The sequence below is a fragment of the Paenibacillus polysaccharolyticus genome (genome assembly GCF_023714295.1).
GTDB lineage: Bacteria > Bacillota > Bacilli > Paenibacillales > Paenibacillaceae > Paenibacillus > Paenibacillus polysaccharolyticus_A.
The window spans coordinates 1,762,333-1,780,009 of record NZ_JAMAUN010000001.1; the positions used below are offsets into that span (position 1 = coordinate 1,762,333).

17 protein-coding genes are annotated in these 17,677 nt (G+C 45.2%); 14 read left to right on the forward strand and 3 right to left on the reverse strand.

Annotation, left to right across the window (positions count from 1 at the left end; genetic code table 11):
• The first annotated feature begins 17 nt into the window (after window positions 1–17).
• The 14 genes from M3629_RS08085 to M3629_RS08150 all read left to right on the forward strand — a co-directional run bounded on the left by M3629_RS08085 (window position 18) and on the right by M3629_RS08150 (window position 14,594).
• Window positions 18–434, forward strand: a complete 417-nt coding sequence (locus tag M3629_RS08085; protein ID WP_251503966.1) for a GNAT family N-acetyltransferase — start codon at window positions 18–20, stop codon at window positions 432–434.
• A gap of 127 nt (window positions 435–561) precedes the next feature.
• Window positions 562–1,671 (forward strand): CHAP domain-containing protein, encoded by a 1,110-nt coding sequence (locus tag M3629_RS08090; protein ID WP_251503968.1) that lies wholly within the window; start codon window positions 562–564, stop codon window positions 1,669–1,671.
• A gap of 63 nt (window positions 1,672–1,734) precedes the next feature.
• Complete coding sequence (locus M3629_RS08095) at window positions 1,735–2,301, forward strand: GNAT family N-acetyltransferase (RefSeq protein ID WP_251503970.1); 567 nt, start codon at window positions 1,735–1,737, stop codon at window positions 2,299–2,301.
• Between the two features lie 33 nt (window positions 2,302–2,334).
• Entirely contained in the window at window positions 2,335–2,820 is a 486-nt protein-coding gene (locus M3629_RS08100; protein ID WP_251503972.1) for an AAA family ATPase, read from the forward strand.
• Window positions 2,821–3,013: 193 nt separating this feature from the next.
• Window positions 3,014–3,625, forward strand: coding sequence for a C39 family peptidase (locus tag M3629_RS08105; RefSeq protein ID WP_251503975.1), 612 nt, complete (start codon window positions 3,014–3,016; stop codon window positions 3,623–3,625).
• Window positions 3,626–3,807: 182 nt separating this feature from the next.
• A complete protein-coding gene (locus M3629_RS08110) occupies window positions 3,808–4,206 on the forward strand; it encodes a DUF2500 domain-containing protein (protein ID WP_251503978.1) in 399 nt (132 codons plus the stop codon).
• Window positions 4,207–4,414: 208 nt separating this feature from the next.
• On the forward strand, window positions 4,415–5,164 hold the full coding sequence (locus M3629_RS08115) for an SDR family NAD(P)-dependent oxidoreductase (protein ID WP_251503980.1): 750 nt from the start codon (window positions 4,415–4,417) through the stop codon (window positions 5,162–5,164).
• Between the two features lie 145 nt (window positions 5,165–5,309).
• Complete coding sequence (locus M3629_RS08120) at window positions 5,310–7,070, forward strand: hypothetical protein (RefSeq protein WP_251503983.1); 1,761 nt, start codon at window positions 5,310–5,312, stop codon at window positions 7,068–7,070.
• A gap of 178 nt (window positions 7,071–7,248) precedes the next feature.
• Complete coding sequence (locus M3629_RS08125; protein ID WP_251503986.1) at window positions 7,249–7,671, forward strand: cell wall hydrolase; 423 nt, start codon at window positions 7,249–7,251, stop codon at window positions 7,669–7,671.
• 174 nt (window positions 7,672–7,845) lie between these two features.
• Window positions 7,846–8,262 carry a spore coat protein GerQ gene (gerQ, locus tag M3629_RS08130; RefSeq protein WP_429350506.1) on the forward strand — a complete coding sequence of 139 codons (417 nt, stop codon included), beginning with the start codon at window positions 7,846–7,848 and terminating at the stop codon, window positions 8,260–8,262.
• Window positions 8,263–8,468: 206 nt separating this feature from the next.
• A complete protein-coding gene (locus M3629_RS08135; protein WP_251503989.1) occupies window positions 8,469–10,037 on the forward strand; it encodes a sigma-70 family RNA polymerase sigma factor in 1,569 nt (522 codons plus the stop codon).
• A 490-nt stretch (window positions 10,038–10,527) separates the two neighbouring features.
• On the forward strand, window positions 10,528–11,820 hold the full coding sequence (locus tag M3629_RS08140; protein ID WP_090916546.1) for a hemolysin family protein: 1,293 nt from the start codon (window positions 10,528–10,530) through the stop codon (window positions 11,818–11,820).
• A 545-nt stretch (window positions 11,821–12,365) separates the two neighbouring features.
• Window positions 12,366–13,829, forward strand: coding sequence for an Msr family ABC-F type ribosomal protection protein (locus tag M3629_RS08145; protein ID WP_251503992.1), 1,464 nt, complete (start codon window positions 12,366–12,368; stop codon window positions 13,827–13,829).
• A 237-nt stretch (window positions 13,830–14,066) separates the two neighbouring features.
• Complete coding sequence (locus tag M3629_RS08150) at window positions 14,067–14,594, forward strand: hypothetical protein (RefSeq protein ID WP_251503994.1); 528 nt, start codon at window positions 14,067–14,069, stop codon at window positions 14,592–14,594.
• 1 nt (window position 14,595) lies between these two features.
• Here M3629_RS08150 and M3629_RS08155 read toward each other — a convergent pair whose 3' ends face one another.
• The 3 genes from M3629_RS08155 to M3629_RS08165 all read right to left on the reverse strand — a co-directional run bounded on the left by M3629_RS08155 (window position 14,596) and on the right by M3629_RS08165 (window position 17,591).
• Window positions 14,596–15,537: a hypothetical protein gene (locus M3629_RS08155; RefSeq protein ID WP_251503997.1), complete on the reverse strand. Its 942-nt coding sequence runs from the start codon at window positions 15,535–15,537 to the stop codon at window positions 14,596–14,598.
• Window positions 15,515–16,105: an RNA polymerase sigma factor gene (locus M3629_RS08160; RefSeq protein ID WP_251504000.1), complete on the reverse strand. Its 591-nt coding sequence runs from the start codon at window positions 16,103–16,105 to the stop codon at window positions 15,515–15,517. The genes M3629_RS08155 and M3629_RS08160 overlap by 23 nt, the downstream gene beginning before the upstream one ends.
• A 253-nt stretch (window positions 16,106–16,358) precedes the next feature.
• Window positions 16,359–17,591: an aminopeptidase gene (locus M3629_RS08165; RefSeq protein WP_251504003.1), complete on the reverse strand. Its 1,233-nt coding sequence runs from the start codon at window positions 17,589–17,591 to the stop codon at window positions 16,359–16,361.
• Between the last annotated feature and the right edge of the window lie 86 nt (window positions 17,592–17,677).

Consider the following 17,677-nt stretch of genomic DNA (forward strand, 5'->3'; position numbering starts at 1 on the left):
TGTGGAGGTACAGATTCATGAAATATAGCGTAAGAACAGCTGTCGCCAGGGACATCGCAGGACTCTGTTCTGTTCGTAATAACGAGGAATTATTCATGTCCTACATGAAACAGCAGGAAAATAAAGAAGTCATTGTAGCCATTGCTGAAACCGAGGATGAGGATAGCGTCATCATGGGGTTTGGAGTTCTTAAATTACAAGGAAAGCTGGTTCCTAAATTAAGTGATCTGTACGTTAAGGAAATATATCGCGGTCAGGGTGCCGGCTCAGCATTGATTCGGTATAGAGAAGAACGTGCGAAAGAATTGGGTTATAGCGAAATGTTTGTGAGCGTTGATCCTGCCTGGCAATCCCAGAATGATCAAGCTGATCTTAAAGCATGGTTATCATGCCATCTCGGATCCGTACACGAAGCAGGCTGTTTACTACAATGAAGATGGTTCAAGTTACGAGAAAACGTACATACGGATGGATTTGAAAAAGCAGCTACTGTAGAGTTGGTTTGCTTGGCTCTGCGAAGTTGTTACTTTGCTTTTGCGAGTAGCCGGATGACGCACAAGAATGTTGAAGGGTTGCGATGAGATGAACACAGGTGGTACTATAGGAACCCGAAATAATAGAATAGACGAAGTGTCACGTGTTATTCGCACAATGTCTCACGAAGGGTTCCCGGGTCAAGAAGAGGTGTGGATCCAACTTGTTGGTGTGTCCAGTTTCGCTTCCTTGCTTGCGACTCGAAGAGGAGTAAACCAGGAACTGGCCGCGATCACAGGTTTGCTTCACGGATGTTACCTTTACAGAACCGGGATCAATGTTTTCCCGGGTCCTAATAGCGCAGATACTGCAAGGCAGCTACTCCGGGGTTTACAGCTATTCAGTGAGGAAGAGTTGTATATCATACTGAATTCGATTTTTGTTCAAGAGGCATGCCAGCAGGTTCAGGGGGCGTACGAAGATATTTTAAAAGATGCGATCCATCTACATATGAACTTCTCTCCTGTAAGACAGAGTTTAATGAAGACGAAGATGGAGAAGGTCAGATTACATCATGTATTGCATGAGCTTGGAATGACGGTTGAGGTAGATGAAATGGATTCCTCAGGCTCAACGGTAGAAAAAAAGGATTACTGTGAACCAAGACGCTCAGCCCTTGCTGATGCTGCAGAAAAGTTGGCCAAACAAAAGATTATCGGAGTTCCAGAGAATGAACACTTTTGGCAGATTTGCCAGTATTGGCCGGACCCCGATATTCACACGATACTTAAGGATAATTGGTGCGCGGCTTTTGTGTATCATTGCTGTATGCAGGTTGACATTAAACTTCCTATTCGTTATCCCAACCAGACGTATCGTTTAGCTGGAGTGGGAGCGTGGCTGGACTGGTCCAGGTTACCTGAAAATGAATTTTTCTATCTTGATCAGGAAGATGGTTTCAAGCCAGAGCGAGGTGACTTGGTCGTATATGAAAAACTGCTGTCCGATGACTCGCATGATCATATTGGTATCGTTTTGTCTTGTGAGGGAGATTATTTACTCGTCGCAGAAGGAAACGTGGATAATCACAACTACTCGGGCATCGTGAACAGATCCAGAGGTGACTGTATTCTTGGATACATTCGGATCAGTAATGACTACCAATTTCATTTCGAAGGGGAATATAGACCGATTTAAGATTTGAAGCTGGCTGGTGGCGGATTAAGGAGGCTTTAGAATAAACGTTTGGGAGGGTTCAACATGTTTAAGCACACCTTAGATGGTATGGATACAACGTATCTATCGCTGTTTACATCCCATGACGCAGCAGCGTTATTTCAGTTGATTGATCGTAACCGGGAACATCTCGGAGCCTGGCTCAGAATTCCTGACATGACTTTGACTGAAGAGGATTCAGCCGGTTTTATTGAACGAAATCGTCTGCGTTACGCACGAGAGGAAGGATACTGGTTAGGGATCTGGTTCCAAGGTGAACTGGCGGGTTCGATTGGATATTGTGATATTGACCTTGGTAACAGGAAGGCTGAGATTGGTTATTGGTGTGGTCAGGAATATGAGGGGAATGGACTCATCACAAAGGCAGTAAACGTACTGATTGAGCACGCATTTGAGCAACTTGGATTAAATAAGGTGGAGATTGGTGTAGCAACTGAAAATCGGAGAAGTCGTGCCATACCGGAAAAGCTTGGTTTCCGACGTGAAGGCGAGCTGCGAGATTACGAGTTTTTGAATGGGAGATTTCTACATCGGGTGATGTACGGCCTAAAGGCCTCAGAATGGAAGTCTAGCGATTCACAGCGAGATTAGAGCTTATAAGACGACAACAGGAGGAATATTCTAATGAGTAAACTACCTTTATTTGTAATCACAGGCGCGAGCGGTACGGGCAAAACAACGGTGTCATCCCATGTGCGCAAGCTTTTGCCTGAATTCGATGTCTTTGATATGGATATCATTGACAACGTAGATTGGCAGATCGCCAAAGAGAATTGGCTGCGCGTTGCTTATAGCATCTCGTTAAGCGGAAGAGGTACCGTTCTATGTGGCACGATGGTACCCGAAAATATTGCATCTTCCAACTACATTGAACGATTTGATCGTATTCTTTACATTAACCTACATTGTGATGATGCCACACGTGAGGTGCGGTTGCAAGCACGGGGCTGGGACGAGAATGCGATTAAAGATCATCGTAATTTTGCGAACTGGCTGTTGCAGAACGCGGATAAAACCTTTGACCCGACGATGCCAACGGTGGATACAACCGATTTGTCTTCTGAGGAAGCGGCAAAACAGATTGAAGAGTGGGTCAGAGCGAACTGGTAGAAAAGTTGGATGTATCGATGACGAAAATGTTTAGAACGTAACATATATGGCATGGATGTTTTGAGGTTTGCACGCTTTCTTTTCAAGTCATAAATGAAGGAACTTCCAGACAGGCTCAGTGGTTATATAACCACTATGAAAACATCTTTACGTACAGCTTACTGTCCAGTGATTGGGAGGAGGAAGGTTCGAAATGATATTCAACACCATCATATGGTTGGCAATCATCTGTTTAATTTATCGCTATTACAGCCTTCCAAAGAAAGATCATATGTACAGCGTCAAAGTACCCTCTACATACTTCATTTCGTCCCCCAACAGGACGGAGGTACAGAAGAACGTCGAATGTGCTGCATTTTCCAGTGCATATGTGCTAAGGCATTTTGGTATCGAATCCGGAGGAGATGAGCTTTATCGGAGGTATCCGCGCAAATTACTGGATGGCACCTTTTATCCAAAAGCGATAATTGTTTTTTTCAAAAAACTCGGGTACCCTGCAACGTATTTGCGTGGTAATGTCACTACGTTAAAGAAGCAGATCAGCCGCGGCGTGCCTGTCATTCTGTTCATCAGGGTTCATTCGGACCGGCGATTTTTGCACTTTGTGCCTGTTGTCGGGTATGATGAAAGTCATTTTTATCTGGCGGAGTCACTGGATTTCAAGCGAAATTGTGATGAAACGCAGTACAATCGACAGATAAGCGTAAATGAACTGGAATCGTTATGGAACACATGGCTGCCATTCAGCCGCAACTCCTATATCGTGATTGAGCCCAAACCTGATTCTTTAAATAAATCTGCGTAATAAATTGTGCTATAGCACGGTTGAAGCATGGCTGAGTATGTTCAAAATATAATCGGTGCTCCACCTGAGATACACGATGTAAATATTTCATCAGGTTAACAAGTTCTGTGTTCGTCCGCATATACATTACAGAAGACGGGTCAAGACTCCGGCTGTCCTAAGTATGAACGGAGGGGAGAGACATGGGCATTGAATCATCCTGGATGTTTGATTTGTTTGGAACCGTCTTTCCGGTGGCATTTGTCCTGATTCTGGGTATCGTGCTGTTATCAATGGGCAAAGAAGTATGGAGATGGGGGCGAAACAATGCAGAGCCTCTGCTGACTGTACACTCTCGCATCACTAGCAGACGGGTAAAGATGAGCCAGCCGCCTTCCGAATCCGGCACCACAAATGCCCCACGAACGTTGTATTACGTCACTTTTGAAGTAGAGAGCGGTGACCGCTTGGAATTCAAAGTGAATGGCGAAGAGTATGGGATGTGTGCCGAAGGGGATGAAGGACGGCTATCCTTCAAGGGAACCCGGTATATTGGATTTGAACGCACGAATCGTCTGTACACTGAACGTTTACGAGGTTAAAAGAGGTTTAAAATGGAGTAGCTTGCGCCCGAATGGCGTAAGCTTTTTTTGACGGATTCGGGGACAAGCGTTTCTTAATGGGACGAACGTGTTTGTATATAAGTATAGAGTTAGAGGAAAATCGATAAGTAATGAACGAGGAAACAAGTACCGTATATCAAACCAAACTAGACAAAACAGAGATTCTTATCAGAGGAGGAATATGGTTATGTCATTTACAGATCAGGTTGTTGTTGTCACGGGAGCCGCCCAGGGAATTGGGCGAAGTGTTGCAGAAGCTTATGCGGTTGCCGGGGCAAAAGTCGTGCTTGCCGATGTTCAGGAAGCCGAGGGAGCGGCGGCGGCAGCTTCGATACGCAATGAGGGCGGCGAAGCGATCTTTGTACAGTGTGATGTACGGAAGGAGCAAGATATCCAGCAACTGTTCGAGACCACGGTGAAAGAGTTCAAGCAGGTTGATGTACTGGTGAATAATGCTGGAGTGTCCAGGTGGAAATCGCCCTACGATCTGACAGTGGACGAATGGGACGATGTGCTCAGTACGAATGTGAGAAGCTGTTTTCTGGCAAGTCGGGAGGCGGCCCGGCATATGAAAAAAAATGAACATGGCGGCGCCATCGTAAATATGGCTTCAACTCGTGCACGAATGTCTGAGCCGAATAGCGAGGCATATGCCGCATCAAAAGGTGCAATTACAGCGCTGACACATGCGATGGCAGTCTCACTTGGTAAGGACCAAATTCGGGTCAATTGTATCAGTCCCGGCTGGATTGAGACTGGAGACGTGTCCAAACTTAAAGCAGAAGACCATGAGCAACATCCATCCGGAAGGGTTGGCGTGCCATCGGATATTTCAAGAGCCTGTCTGTATTTGTCCGACCCTGCTAATACCTTTGTCACAGGGACTAATCTAGTAGTTGACGGTGGTATGACTCGAAAAATGATATATGAGGACTAGAACCGGGACATCGACCTGAAACTGTTCTTCAGAGCTCCTCGAAGCTGGAATAAGCCCAAGTTAAGCACTTGGGCTTATTTGTTTTTGATAAGTCGGTTGCTATAATGAATGTGATTTTACAACAGAACAGGAATGGAGGGAGTGTATGTTCGGGAAAACGTCCCGGAAAGTATTATGGCTGTTATTACTGATCGGAGGAATGATAATGATCGGGATCAAGTCACCTGCTACAGCTGAAGATGTGGATATACGGGCTGCCTGGGTATGGCAGGCACAGTCTGTTAAGAGTGCAGGAGATGAGCTGCTGGAAAATGCGGCTAAACATAAGATTAATCGGCTGTATGTAAACGTAGACACGACCATATCCAAAGAGGTGTATCGAGCATTTATTGCCAAAGCGGATCGTGAAGGTATTGCCATTGAGGCACTGGGTGGCGACCCTTCCTGGGGTGTTCAAGGCCGCGAGGGTCCGATGCTTCGATTAACTTCATGGGTGCAGGATTACAATCAGGCTGTGGAAGCAAGTGAACGTTTTGATGCAATCCATCTGGATGTTAAACCATACGTGTTGCCTGCATGGAAGGAAGACGCCAAACCATTGGTGCAATCCTGGATCAGTAATATGAAAATGGTTTTAAATCAGGCCAAACAGGATGGCGGAATAGCCGTGCATGTAGATCTGCCTTTCTGGCTCGATTCATACACGGTCAAGGGTGATCGTACAGCAGATGATGCAGATAACGAAGCATTGTCACACTGGTTTATTCAAAATGTAGAACATGTGACCCTGCTTGCTTACCGGGATAATGCACAAGGAAGTAACGGAATTATTCGTTTAATTGAACAGGAGATGCAGTGGGCAGACGCGAGCGGGACAAGTGTTACCGTGGGAGTAAACACCAAGCCGATGCCAGGTGAAGAGTTTACCAGTTTTGCGGGCAAAGGCTCAGCGCAGCTGGAGAATGCGCTCCAAGAGGTCGCAACTGCATTTCGGGAACATAAGTCCTATGCCGGTTCAGCTGTCCATGATTTGACGTATTGGGGGGAACTGGAGCCAGAAGAACAACCATGGCCAGAAAAGCCAGTAAACCCGTCTCCGAGCTCTCCTGAAATTCGCGGCACCTATATCTGGGAGGCTTCACAAGTGACGGATGATGGCGGCGACTACATTCTGGCTTTTGCCAAGCAGCAAAAGATTAACTGGTTATACGTCCGGCTTGATCTGGATCAGCCCTACTCCAGTTATCGCAGTTTTGTAAAAAGAGCGAAAGCTCAGGGGATCGAAGTTCATGCGATGGGTGGACATCCGATCTGGGGCAAAAAGGAGAATCGTCCTCGGATCAAACGACTGATCGATTATGTGAAAAACTACAATGCCGAAGTGGAACCGGACGAGCGGTTCGAGGGCATCCATCTGGATATCGAGCCGTATACGCTGCCCGAATGGGAGGCTAACCGGAATACACTGCTGAGTGAGTGGGCATCGAATATCGCCTATTTCCAAGAAGAAACGAAGAAGGACAGTAACCTTGAAACCAGTGCGGATCTTGCGGTGTGGCTGGATGCCTATCCGCTCCCAGGTAAAGATATCTCTGTTGCCGAGTTCATGATTGATACGCTGGATCATGTATCCTTGATGGCATTCCGTAACACTGCAGAAGGCTCTAACGGGATCGCTGCAGTCGTAAGTCAGGAAATGGAGATTGCAGATCGTCTGGGTAAACGACTGCTCATTTCCGTCGAAATGAAAGAAAATTTTGAAGGTACACATATTTCATTTCACGAAAAAGGAGCCGAGGAGATGGAGAGTCAGCTCATCAAACTGCCAGACCTGCTCTCTAAATACAAGGCTTACAAAGGCAATTTGGTCCATGCATATGATTACTGGATTGAAGCCAAACCTTAACAGGGTTCAAGAGCATAGCAAAATTAATTTGTGTTAGTTAGAAAAGGCTTTGGGACTTCACTTTGCGTGAGGTTCCGGGCTTTTTTTATGGAAAAAATCTGGAATAGTGTCACCGAATAGGCTCCTGCACAATACGATGTACGGTGATGAACAGCTGCTACAAGGGAGGGAACAGACGATGGCAGTAATTAAGACCAACTCGGAAGACGTCAAGCTCCTGGCTAGACTAATGCGAGCAGAAGCCGAGGGTGACGGGGAACAAGGCATGTTGCTGGTAGGCAATGTTGGCGTGAATCGTGTGCTGGCGGACTGTCTCGATTTTGGCAACATCCGTGATATGAACCGCATGGTCTTTCAGAATCCGGGGGGCTTTGAGTCGACGCAGAAGGGATACTTCTATCAGCGGGCAAGACAATCCGAGATTCGGCTCGCACAACGGGTCATTAACGGGGAGCGTTTCTGGCCGGCAAGTAACTCGTTATGGTTTTTCCGGCCGGTTGGAGATTGCCCAGCGACGTGGTATAACCAACCCAACACGGGACGTTTCAAGGCGCATTGTTTCTTTAGTCCAACAGGAGAAGACTGTCCGGACGTCTATTAATCCATTACCAATTTTCATATTCAGGGAGGAATTAACGTGATTAACACACCTTATCAACCAACTCAAACTATGGGGCAGCAAGCCAATTCCGTATTGGGCGCACAAGCAAATTCGGTGCTAGGAGCACAAGCGAATTCTCAAGTTCAGGGAACATCTTACAAAGTCGGTAATGGCATGCCGTCGATGGCACCAACACCTGGTATGGTATCACCTGGGATGGTATCTCCAAGCTCGACCAGTGTACCGCCTCTGGTATCCAGTGGAAGCCCAATGACACCGTCAGGAACTGTCGTTTCCACTACAGCTCCACAGTTTGAGCAATCATACATCGAAAATATTTTACGTTTAAACCTGGGTAAATTCGGTACATTCTACATGACATACGAAGGAAACAAAGAGTGGAATGCTCGTATTTTCCAAGGGATTATCGAAGCAGCTGGACGTGACCACATCATCATCAGTGATCCTAAAACAGGCAGAAGAATCATGTTGCTGATGGTTAACTTCGACTATGCAACGTTTGATGAGCCATTGCTGTATCAATATCCGGGCGTTGTTGGCAACTATCCACAAGCGCCAAGCAGACGTTAATTCTCCGTTAATACCAACACATAAGTCTATCCATGCTGTCCTGAATGCAGTTCACATCTGCAGACAGGACGGCTTTTGCATTTGTAGTCGAAAATAAAGTAACCTAATCAAGAGTTCAAGGCACTTACATATGAGAACACAAAAGTGAAGCAATAGATATACAAGTTCAGACAGTAATGAACGACAGATGAAGGGAGTCCGCGGTATTGAAATCATGGATTGAAGGAGCAATACAGGGAGAAACGGAAGCTTATGAGCAACTGGTGACGCATTTTCGAGGAATGGCACTTGCCGTGGCCTATCAGCAGTTACAGGATGCATATGGCGCGGAGGATGTTGTTCAGGAGGCGTTTACCGAAGCATTTGCCAATCTGTTCAAATTGGAGAAGCCGGAAGCTTTTCCGGGATGGTTCAAAATCATTGTTGAAAGGCAATGTTATCGCTGGCTCAGACGCAAGCGGCATTCGGTGGTTCCTATGCAAGAAGTAGAGACTGTATTCCTTGAAGAAGATCAGACCCGTAATCCAGAAGCTCAAGCGATCCAGAAGGAGTTGCAGGAAACGCTACGTCGTTCAATTGCCCAGTTGCCATCATCGATGCAAGTTGTGGTGGAGCTGTTTTATTTTCAAGGCTACACGCTCAAAGAAATATCGGACTTTCTTGATGTGAATGTATCTGCATTAAAGAAAAGGCTGTTTGATGCCCGAACAAAACTCAAGCGTTCACTGCCTATACGAAATCTGGCATCCGTGTTCAATGAACTTCATGAAGGAGGAAAAGGCATGTTGCATATTATGAATGGGGATCATGCGGCCAATCGCTTACGCGAAAGCGGTATACAAGGAGACATTCTCGTTTGGAGGGAATTGTACACGTATGGTCCTGTAACTACAGCTATGGCGGACAGGAGCGCACGTCAGCATCGTGCTGTTGTGTTGGAAGAGGAACTGGGCATACCGCAGAAGGTGTATTTGCAGATTGAGTCATTAGATGAGAAGCTTCGCTCGTTACAGCAGTATAAAGAGATAGTGTTATGGTTCGAGTATGACCTTTATGATCAAACGATGTTATCCTATTTGCTACATTATTTTAGCGGACAAGATCTACAGAACATACGTCTGAATCTCCTTTGCATCGATTCGTACCCCGAGGTAGAGCATTTCAGAGGACTGGGACAGCTTACTCCCAAGCAGATCGGAAGTTTGTCAGGCAACTGGCATGTCATTGAAAAACAGGAACTTCAGGCTGGAAAACAGTTCTGGGAAGCGTACAGTTCATCTGACATTTGGTTGCATCAAGAATACTTAAAGTCCGGAATGAATGAACTCCCATTTGCAAAAGCAGCATTCGAGGCGCATCTGTCCAGGTTGCCTTCCGTAACCAATGGCTTGGGTTGTATTGAAGAGATAACATTGGAAACCATCAGAGCGGGTATTCATCGTCCGCATGACCTGTTTCGTAAGGTAGGAGATAAGTTGCATTTGCTCGGCATGGGTGATCTGGAATACTGGGCACATCTGAAGCGGATGTCGGAAGGGCCGGCTGCACTTATCCGCATGACAGGAGCGGCAAGTTTTCCGAAGTATAACCAGTATGATCAAGCATTTCGTGATGCTGTGATGTCGTTGACGGAACTGGGCGTTCAGGCGTTGAATGGTGAAATGGATTGGAGTATCTTGAGTGAGAAGGAATATTGGGTCGGTGGCCTACATGTTGAGAGTCATCATTTGACGTGGCGCTGGAACCCGGCTGAAAAGATGCTGTGCGAGAAGTAAGAATCGTTCGAGTCTCAATTAAAAACAAGGAAGCATGATAAAGCTGTCCCGAGTGTAGAATAATTCTACTTGGGGCGGCTTTCTTATTTCTAACACGCTTGCTTTCCCGGCAACGGAATATGTTTCTCCTGCAGTACAGGCATTTCTTACCGTAGTCAAAGAGGTATTTCGGGAAAAGAAAAGTTGACTGCCTGAATTTATAAAATGTGAATAAAACAGCGAAATCACTACTTTTGTAAACGAATTATGTCGATTTGGCCTTTTAGGTGTCATAGGACACGGATTGACTGTGTAGTGTAGAATTATATAATAAAAGAAGTATATCCATGTTATTATGGCGTAAACAGCAGGAGGTGGAAGCATTGGGAAGTTGAAATTGCATATGAACGGCAGAATGGCTAATATCCTACATTTTCGAAGGAGGTGGACCTATTTGCCGAACGATAACGGCGAATAGGAAGAACATTTGAGTGACCCCTTACCGAGTATTATGAGCTTGTTTTTAATTGGTTTACTGGTATTAATGAATGGTTTCTTTGTCTCGGCAGAATTTGCAATGGTCAAGGTGCGGAGTAGCCGAATTGAGGCTTTAGTAGAAGCGGGTAATCGAAATGCGAAATATGCGTCAAACATTATTCGTAATATGGACGCGTATTTGTCAGCTTGTCAGCTAGGCATTACGTTAGCTTCACTAGGACTCGGATGGCTGGGAGAGCCCGTCATTGCACGACTGCTGGAGCCTGTATTTACGGCATTTGGACTGGGTCCGGTATATGTGCATGGCATCTCGATTGTCATTGCGTTTGTCATTATTACGATTTTGCATATTGTCCTGGGTGAACTGGCTCCCAAAACGATGGCAATCCGCAAGTCAGAGGCCATTACACTGTGGTCTGCGGCACTGCTGACCTTTTTTTACAAATTGATGTATCCGTTTATCTGGGTGCTGAACGGCATGGCTAATGCCTTGCTCAGATTGTTTCGGATGGCACCTGCTTCAGAACTGGATGAAGCGCATAGTGAAGATGAAATACGTATTCTCATGAAAGAAAGCAATAAGAGCGGTTTAATTGATAACACTGAATTAGCACTTGTTGATAATATATTTGATTTTACGGATACAACCGCCCGTGAAATCATGATTCCGCGGACGGAAATGATCTGTCTCAACGCCAATCAGTCCATGCTGGAAAATATGGAGATTGCGAGCGAAAGCATGCGTACCCGGTATCCGGTATATAACGGAGACAAGGACCATATTATCGGCTTTATTCACATTAAGGATCTGATGCGTTCACAGTTAACAGACACCATATCCGTGATTCGTCCGATTCTGGCTGTGCCCGATACGACGTTAATTAGTGATCTGCTCAAGCGTATGCAGCGTAGCAAAACACAAATTGCTGTTCTGATCGATGAATACGGGGGAACCTCCGGCATGGTCACGCTTGAAGATATCATGGAAGAGATTGTTGGTGAGATTCAGGATGAATTCGATCAGGAGCGTCCGACCATTGAACAAGTGAATGAGATGGAATACTCGATTGACGGATTAATGCTGATTGAAGAAGTTAGTGAACGATTCGGTATCGAGATGGATCGAACGGATTACGATACGATTGGCGGCTGGTTATATTCCAGAGTGGATGCGATTCCTCCTGAAATTGGCCAATCCGTTGAATATGATGGATATTTGTTTATTATTGAGGAGACGGAACACAAAAGAATCTCGCGTGTACATGTGATGAAGCTTGAAATGCTCGTTGAAGATGCAGGGGCATAGCTTCTCAGTGAGCATGAAATTCATGATTTTGAGTATACCAACGTTTCTTTAAAGTTCTTGAAAAGTTCCTTTCATGTAAGCCGCTATTATGTAGCGGCTTTTTTGATTGCTCCCAACAAGTTTCTGTACCTGGTTGACGCTGGAAGAACCTCATGGTATTATTCAATTCAATAAAAGAAGAGGAGGCTCGTTCCTATGATTCATTCCATACGGCTTCGATAAGCAGGTCAAAAAAAGCGGATTTTACCACAATCGTGGGCTTTTTTGATTTGCTTATTTTACGTATGGAGAGACATAGGTTTCGAATGGGGTAGTTTATTTGTGCTATGCTGATTCGAAGTGTCTTCTATACGTGAGTAATGCAGATTTGAGTCCACAAGTGGACTCAAATCTGCATTTTTTATTATCCCCCCAAATGGGTAGCTAAAAAGGAGAGGAGGCTTATGAACCATATGCATTGGTATTTCTTTATATAAAATCCCTTTCTTAAATCGCAGGTCATCCTGCGAGCGTGAAAACTGCGATTTTTGAAGGAGGAACCTATAATGAGTATGTTAATTAAAGCAAAAGAGATTGTTGTGGAATATGCGGGCCGTGAGGTATTCAATATTGAACATTTGGAACTTTATGAATATGACCGGATCGGCTTGGTTGGCGCCAATGGGGCGGGCAAGAGCACATTGTTAAAAGTGTTACTGGGTGAGATTCCCGAATCTTATGGGAGAGTTGTGAGGAACGGCAGTTTTTCTTATATCCCGCAGATGGAGCAGGGCGGGGCTCAGAGCGATGTGGATTATGCATTAGCGGGTAAGCTTGGAATAGACCGCTTAGATGCTGAGCAGATGAGTGGCGGACAGGAAACAAGGCTGAAAATTGCTCAGGCTTTGTCCAGTTCAGTGCACGGCATTTTTGCAGATGAACCCACGAGCTATCTCGCTTCGGAAGGAATCCATTTCTTGATCCATCAGCTCTCTTTTTATACGGGAGCGTTGCTGGTTATCAGTCATGATCGGGAATTTCTTGATCAAGTGGTTGATAAAATTTGGGAACTGAAGGATGGGAAGATTACGGAGTATTGGGGTGGATATTCCGATTATTTGGCTCAGAAGAATGAAAATCAGAAAAAGCAGGAAATCCAGTATCAGCAATATGTGAATGAACGAGAACGACTGGAAAAAGCGATAACTGAAAAAAGAAATCAGGCTCGGAAAGTCGATCAGAAAGAGAAAGGGACTGCAAGGAAAAATAGCTCTGATCACGGTGGCAGACTTGCTCATCAGAAATCTACGGGGAGTAAACAAAAGAAACTTCATCAAGCCGCCAAAAATATGGAACAGCGCATTGAAGCGTTAGGGGATGTCCAAGCACCGGAGGCGAATCGTACGATTCACTTTCGTCAGAGTCATGCGTTAGAACTTCACAATCCATTTCCGATTATAGGAAATGAGATGAACAAAGTATTTGGTGAGACTGTCATTTTGGAGAACGCGTCTTTTCAATTCCCTCTTGGGGGTAAGATTGCGCTGACAGGTGCGAACGGTGCAGGAAAAACAACGTTGCTTAACATGATCTTGAACCGTGAACAGGGCATCATCATATCGCCTAAGGCAGAGATCGGTTATATTGCACAACAAGCATACACACATAACCACAATCAGGCCGTCATCGAATTCATACAGGAGAACTGTGACTATCAACTGCCGGAGATTCGAGCTGTATTAGCATCTCTAGGGTTTTCTCCGCATGATGTGCGCAAGCAGTTGGCGGTATTAAGTGGCGGCGAGATGATGAAGTTGCAGCTGGCGAAGTTGTTGCTTGGCCGATACAATGTTTTGCTTATGGATGAGCCGAGTAATTTTCTTGATCTTCCTGCAATGGAGGCGCTAGAGCATTTAATGAAAAGTTATGCAGGCACAATTATTTTCATCTCACATGATGCACGTTTGGTCGAGAACGTCGCCGATCAGGTATATGCTATAGAGAATAAACAAATCGTTCGAATCAGGTAATTAGACGATGATGATGTTACTTGCATAAAGTAGATTTAGATTCCGCCGAACAAAGCCTATTCTTCATCATACGAGATGGATTAATTTAGGTTTCATCGTTTTTGTTAATTAGGAAAATGATGAAAGGACGCTGCCGATTAAACCATCGGGCGTCCTTATTTTTTTGAAACCAGTTATCCATTCCGTCCGTTTAATAGATTACACCAAAAATTAAAACAAGGCTGGGGAGGAATGAAGATGCATAATATCCTAAGACGAAGCAGACAAATATGCCGTACGCCAATCTTGAAAGTAGGTCTGATTCTGGGTTTGACTGCGCCAGTTATTCTTGTTCTGCCTACAGAATCGTCCGCAGTTGCAAGTCCGATCATCAACGTGACGTCGGGAGCGCGCACTGCTCCGCCGCCACTCAAACCTCAGGAGTATTTCCTCCAATCAAGGGCTGCTAAACCCGCACATATCTATCAGGCGACTTGTACATTAACACGCGGAGACGGACTTCTTGCCATCGTAAAAACAGCGACTAGAACATTCAAAGACATGAAAACCTTGTCTGTGAATTATCGATTGGAGCGCTGGACAGGCACAGCTTGGGTAACGTTCGCAGGTAGCTCCTCAACACAGACCCAAACGAATCTTCTTCGATCCAATTCGGATTGGGAGATCACATCCGGTTATTATTATCGTGTCACTAGTGTTCATACTGCTCATGATGGGATGACATCGGATCAGTCTACACATACATCACCTAGTGTATTGTTTTAATTTATTTTGATTTGGCAGGAGAATTTTGCTCCAGAAAATCGTTGGCGATTGCAATCATCTCCTCTTCAGTCACGGTTCCAAACAGACTCATACTTAGAGAACCTGTCATCCACTGAATAGAATTGAAGGGTGGTCCCACATACATGAGTGCTTCACTATCATCTGCAAGCTTCACAACAGTGCTTTTCTGCAGTGATGTTTTCTCAAGAGACTGCCCTGGCTTAACGTATTCATAATCGAACTGGATAAGCTCGTCTGTATCACTTTTACCCTGGATGGAGTATTTCACCCTCATCATATCGGACTCGTAATAGTTGTCAGGATTGACGGGATTCTCTGTATCCAGTACGAGTTCATATTTTATCTTGTCAAAACGGGCAGGAATGGCTTTGGATATAATAAATTCACCGATAAATCCATCACGAGCGATCTTTTCCGTAACCGCAACGGGGCGGAAAACATGTTTGTCGAGTTCAAAGGCAGGAATGTCTTCCGCTTCATCATGGATAATTGTGCTCGATTCAAGGTCAGGTGGTGGCGGTGTTTTGGCGGTAGAAGGATCAGGACTCAAGTTTACAGATTTTTCTTCAACCATAATTGATTTCATGCCATTCCCCCAATTTTTGATCGATTGAACAATAGGAGATACGGCTTGTGTTCCTGAGGGTAGACTGAAAAGAACCGCTCCAATGGTCACGGACGCCGCCACGATGCCTGAAAGTTTAAATGTGCGCAGTTTACGTTTGCGTGCGCCAATTCTTTCAATCTCCTTCTGTACCTTTTGCCAAGATTGATGCATGGATTCCGTACGAGAGGCAGAAGGGGCGGAGGCAGCTTGTTGGAAAGCTTCATTAAACGCCTGCTCAAACGCTGCATTAAAATATTCATCTTCCAGACCTGAATCGAATGGCTGTTCAAGCTTATTTTGCTTGCCTTTGCTCAATGCTTCCACCCCATTCCTTATGTAATTTCTTCTTGATACTGCCACGTGCCCTGAATAAACGCTGTTTAACAATATCTTCGGTCGTGTTCAACAACTCAGCGATTTCCCGATAAGAAAAGCCTTCTTTCCACCGTAGCTCAACAAGTACGCGATATTCGGGTTTTAATTGAGAGAGGTAACATTCGATGGACTCCTGCATCATCTGCGTCTCAACCATGCTTTCGACCGAAACAGCAGTCTGGTTCATGGTCTCTATATCTATAAAAACACTGTCCGTGTCCAGTTGGTTACGGTTATTTTTATTTTTTCTCAAATAATTAATTGCGGTATTCCGAGTGACGACTTTGAGCCAGGCTTTAAGTTTAACCTCGTCTTCGAAGAGGGGTTTATTTTTAATGATTTTAATAAAAGCTTCCTGAATAATATCTTCTGCCGCTGCACGTTCCTTGATGATATATACGATTAGTCCATACACCATATTATAGTACTCATAATAGACTTCTTCCTGAAGTACAGGTCCTAATTGATGAAAATCGGATGCAAGTAAAAGCTGGAGCCGATTGGCCATGGTGTTCTCCTTTCTGGTCAACAGTCCACAAACATTGGTATCATTACATTTTACAACAGATTATGGAAACGTTACAATGTCCGATAGACCTGATTACAGCCTTGAAAAGAGGGAGTTCCGACCCTGTTTGACGTTTGCTGAAAAAGAAAAAACAGACGATTATGCAAACCATGGAATTCATGGTGCAAAATCGCCTGTACAATTTAAAGTAATGTTAGTTAAAGCTATGCATTCACGGTTACATACAAGTTTTTTAAAATGCCCAATTTCCTTTTAGGAAAATCGGTTCTCGGTCACCACTTATTGTAATGCCATAGATGTCAGTCTCCGAAGAGCCCATCATGAAATCCACGTGGGTAATGCTGGCGTTCATGCCCCGTTCTTTAAGTTCTTCCGGAGACATCGTTTTGCCTCCTTGAATATTGGAAGCGTACGAACTGCCAATTGCCAGATGGCAAGATGCGTTCTCATCATACAGCGTTGTATAATACAGAATGCCGCTTTCCGAGATTGGAGAGTGGAACGGTACAAGCGCAACTTCGCCAAGATAATGAGAACCTTCATCCATGGAGATGAGGCGTTCCAACGTTTCCTGACCTTCCTCTGCATGAAAGTCCACAATCCGTCCCTTCTCAAATGTGAGGGTAAACCGATCGATAATGCTACCGCCGTAACTTAGCGGTTTGGTACTCGCCACTGTGCCGTTCACACCGTATTTCGCTGGAGCGGTGTACACTTCTTCCGTTGGAATATTGGCTACAAAAGGTGTACCTTGTGCGTTTACGCTACCAGCCTGCGCCCAAATATGTCCTTCAGGGAGCTCAATCGTGAGATCTGTGCCTGGGGAGGTGTAATGCAGTGCGTGGTACTTCTTGTTATTGAGCGCCACGGCTCGTGACTCCAGACTTTCGATATGTTGTTCCCACGCAGCGATTGGATCTTCAACATCCGCGCGTACAGCGGCAAAGATCGCATCCCAGAGCTGATTCATCTGTTCTGCTTGTGGGAGATCAGGGAACACCTTGGCCGCCCAATCCGGTGAAGGGCAAGCAATGCCCGTCCAGCTCATTTTATCAGCTTGCAGATATTGACGATACTTAGCCATCGCCTGACCAAAGGAGCGCTGGTTCGCCGAGATTCTAGCCGGATCAATGCCTTTCATCAGATCAGGGCTGGAAGATAAAATCGTCAGAAAAACGGCATTATTCTCTGCGAGTTCCTCCATCTCTGCCGCATGCCACTTGGGAAGTTGATCGAAGGACTCCTCAGGAGCCATTTCAAAGCGAAGACGGTTGACCGTTTCATCGGAGTATTTCACGATAACTTGTTTGGCCCCGGCTTCATATCCTTTGCGTACCAGTAGTTGCACGAGCGGTGCTGCGTCAATCATGGCATTGATGACAAAAATCTGCCCCGGTTGCACGTTTGCCCCAACTTTGACAGCGAGTGCAGCGTATCGATCCAGCTTTTGTTCAAAACTCAACATCGAATGTCCCTCCATAATCTTTAAATATGAGTACAATTCAGACACAGGAAAAGAGAGGAGAAATCTCCTCTCTATGCATGGAGCAT

What these genes read in the sequence shown, in the direction of transcription:
- M3629_RS08085 (WP_251503966.1), top strand. Translation starts at nt 18, where the DNA reads ATGAAATATAGCGTAAGAACAGCTGTCGCCAGGGACATCGCAGGACTC.
- M3629_RS08090 (WP_251503968.1), top strand. Translation starts at nt 562, where the DNA reads ATGTTGAAGGGTTGCGATGAGATGAACACAGGTGGTACTATAGGAACC.
- M3629_RS08095 (WP_251503970.1), top strand. Translation starts at nt 1,735, where the DNA reads ATGTTTAAGCACACCTTAGATGGTATGGATACAACGTATCTATCGCTG.
- M3629_RS08100 (WP_251503972.1), top strand. Translation starts at nt 2,335, where the DNA reads ATGAGTAAACTACCTTTATTTGTAATCACAGGCGCGAGCGGTACGGGC.
- M3629_RS08105 (WP_251503975.1), top strand. Translation starts at nt 3,014, where the DNA reads ATGATATTCAACACCATCATATGGTTGGCAATCATCTGTTTAATTTAT.
- M3629_RS08110 (WP_251503978.1), top strand. Translation starts at nt 3,808, where the DNA reads ATGGGCATTGAATCATCCTGGATGTTTGATTTGTTTGGAACCGTCTTT.
- M3629_RS08115 (WP_251503980.1), top strand. Translation starts at nt 4,415, where the DNA reads ATGTCATTTACAGATCAGGTTGTTGTTGTCACGGGAGCCGCCCAGGGA.
- M3629_RS08120 (WP_251503983.1), top strand. Translation starts at nt 5,310, where the DNA reads ATGTTCGGGAAAACGTCCCGGAAAGTATTATGGCTGTTATTACTGATC.
- M3629_RS08125 (WP_251503986.1), top strand. Translation starts at nt 7,249, where the DNA reads ATGGCAGTAATTAAGACCAACTCGGAAGACGTCAAGCTCCTGGCTAGA.
- gerQ (WP_429350506.1), top strand. Translation starts at nt 7,846, where the DNA reads ATGCCGTCGATGGCACCAACACCTGGTATGGTATCACCTGGGATGGTA.
- M3629_RS08140 (WP_090916546.1), top strand. Translation starts at nt 10,528, where the DNA reads ATGAGCTTGTTTTTAATTGGTTTACTGGTATTAATGAATGGTTTCTTT.
- M3629_RS08145 (WP_251503992.1), top strand. Translation starts at nt 12,366, where the DNA reads ATGAGTATGTTAATTAAAGCAAAAGAGATTGTTGTGGAATATGCGGGC.
- M3629_RS08150 (WP_251503994.1), top strand. Translation starts at nt 14,067, where the DNA reads ATGCATAATATCCTAAGACGAAGCAGACAAATATGCCGTACGCCAATC.
- M3629_RS08160 (WP_251504000.1), bottom strand. Translation starts at nt 16,105, where the DNA reads ATGGCCAATCGGCTCCAGCTTTTACTTGCATCCGATTTTCATCAATTA.
- M3629_RS08165 (WP_251504003.1), bottom strand. Translation starts at nt 17,591, where the DNA reads ATGTTGAGTTTTGAACAAAAGCTGGATCGATACGCTGCACTCGCTGTC.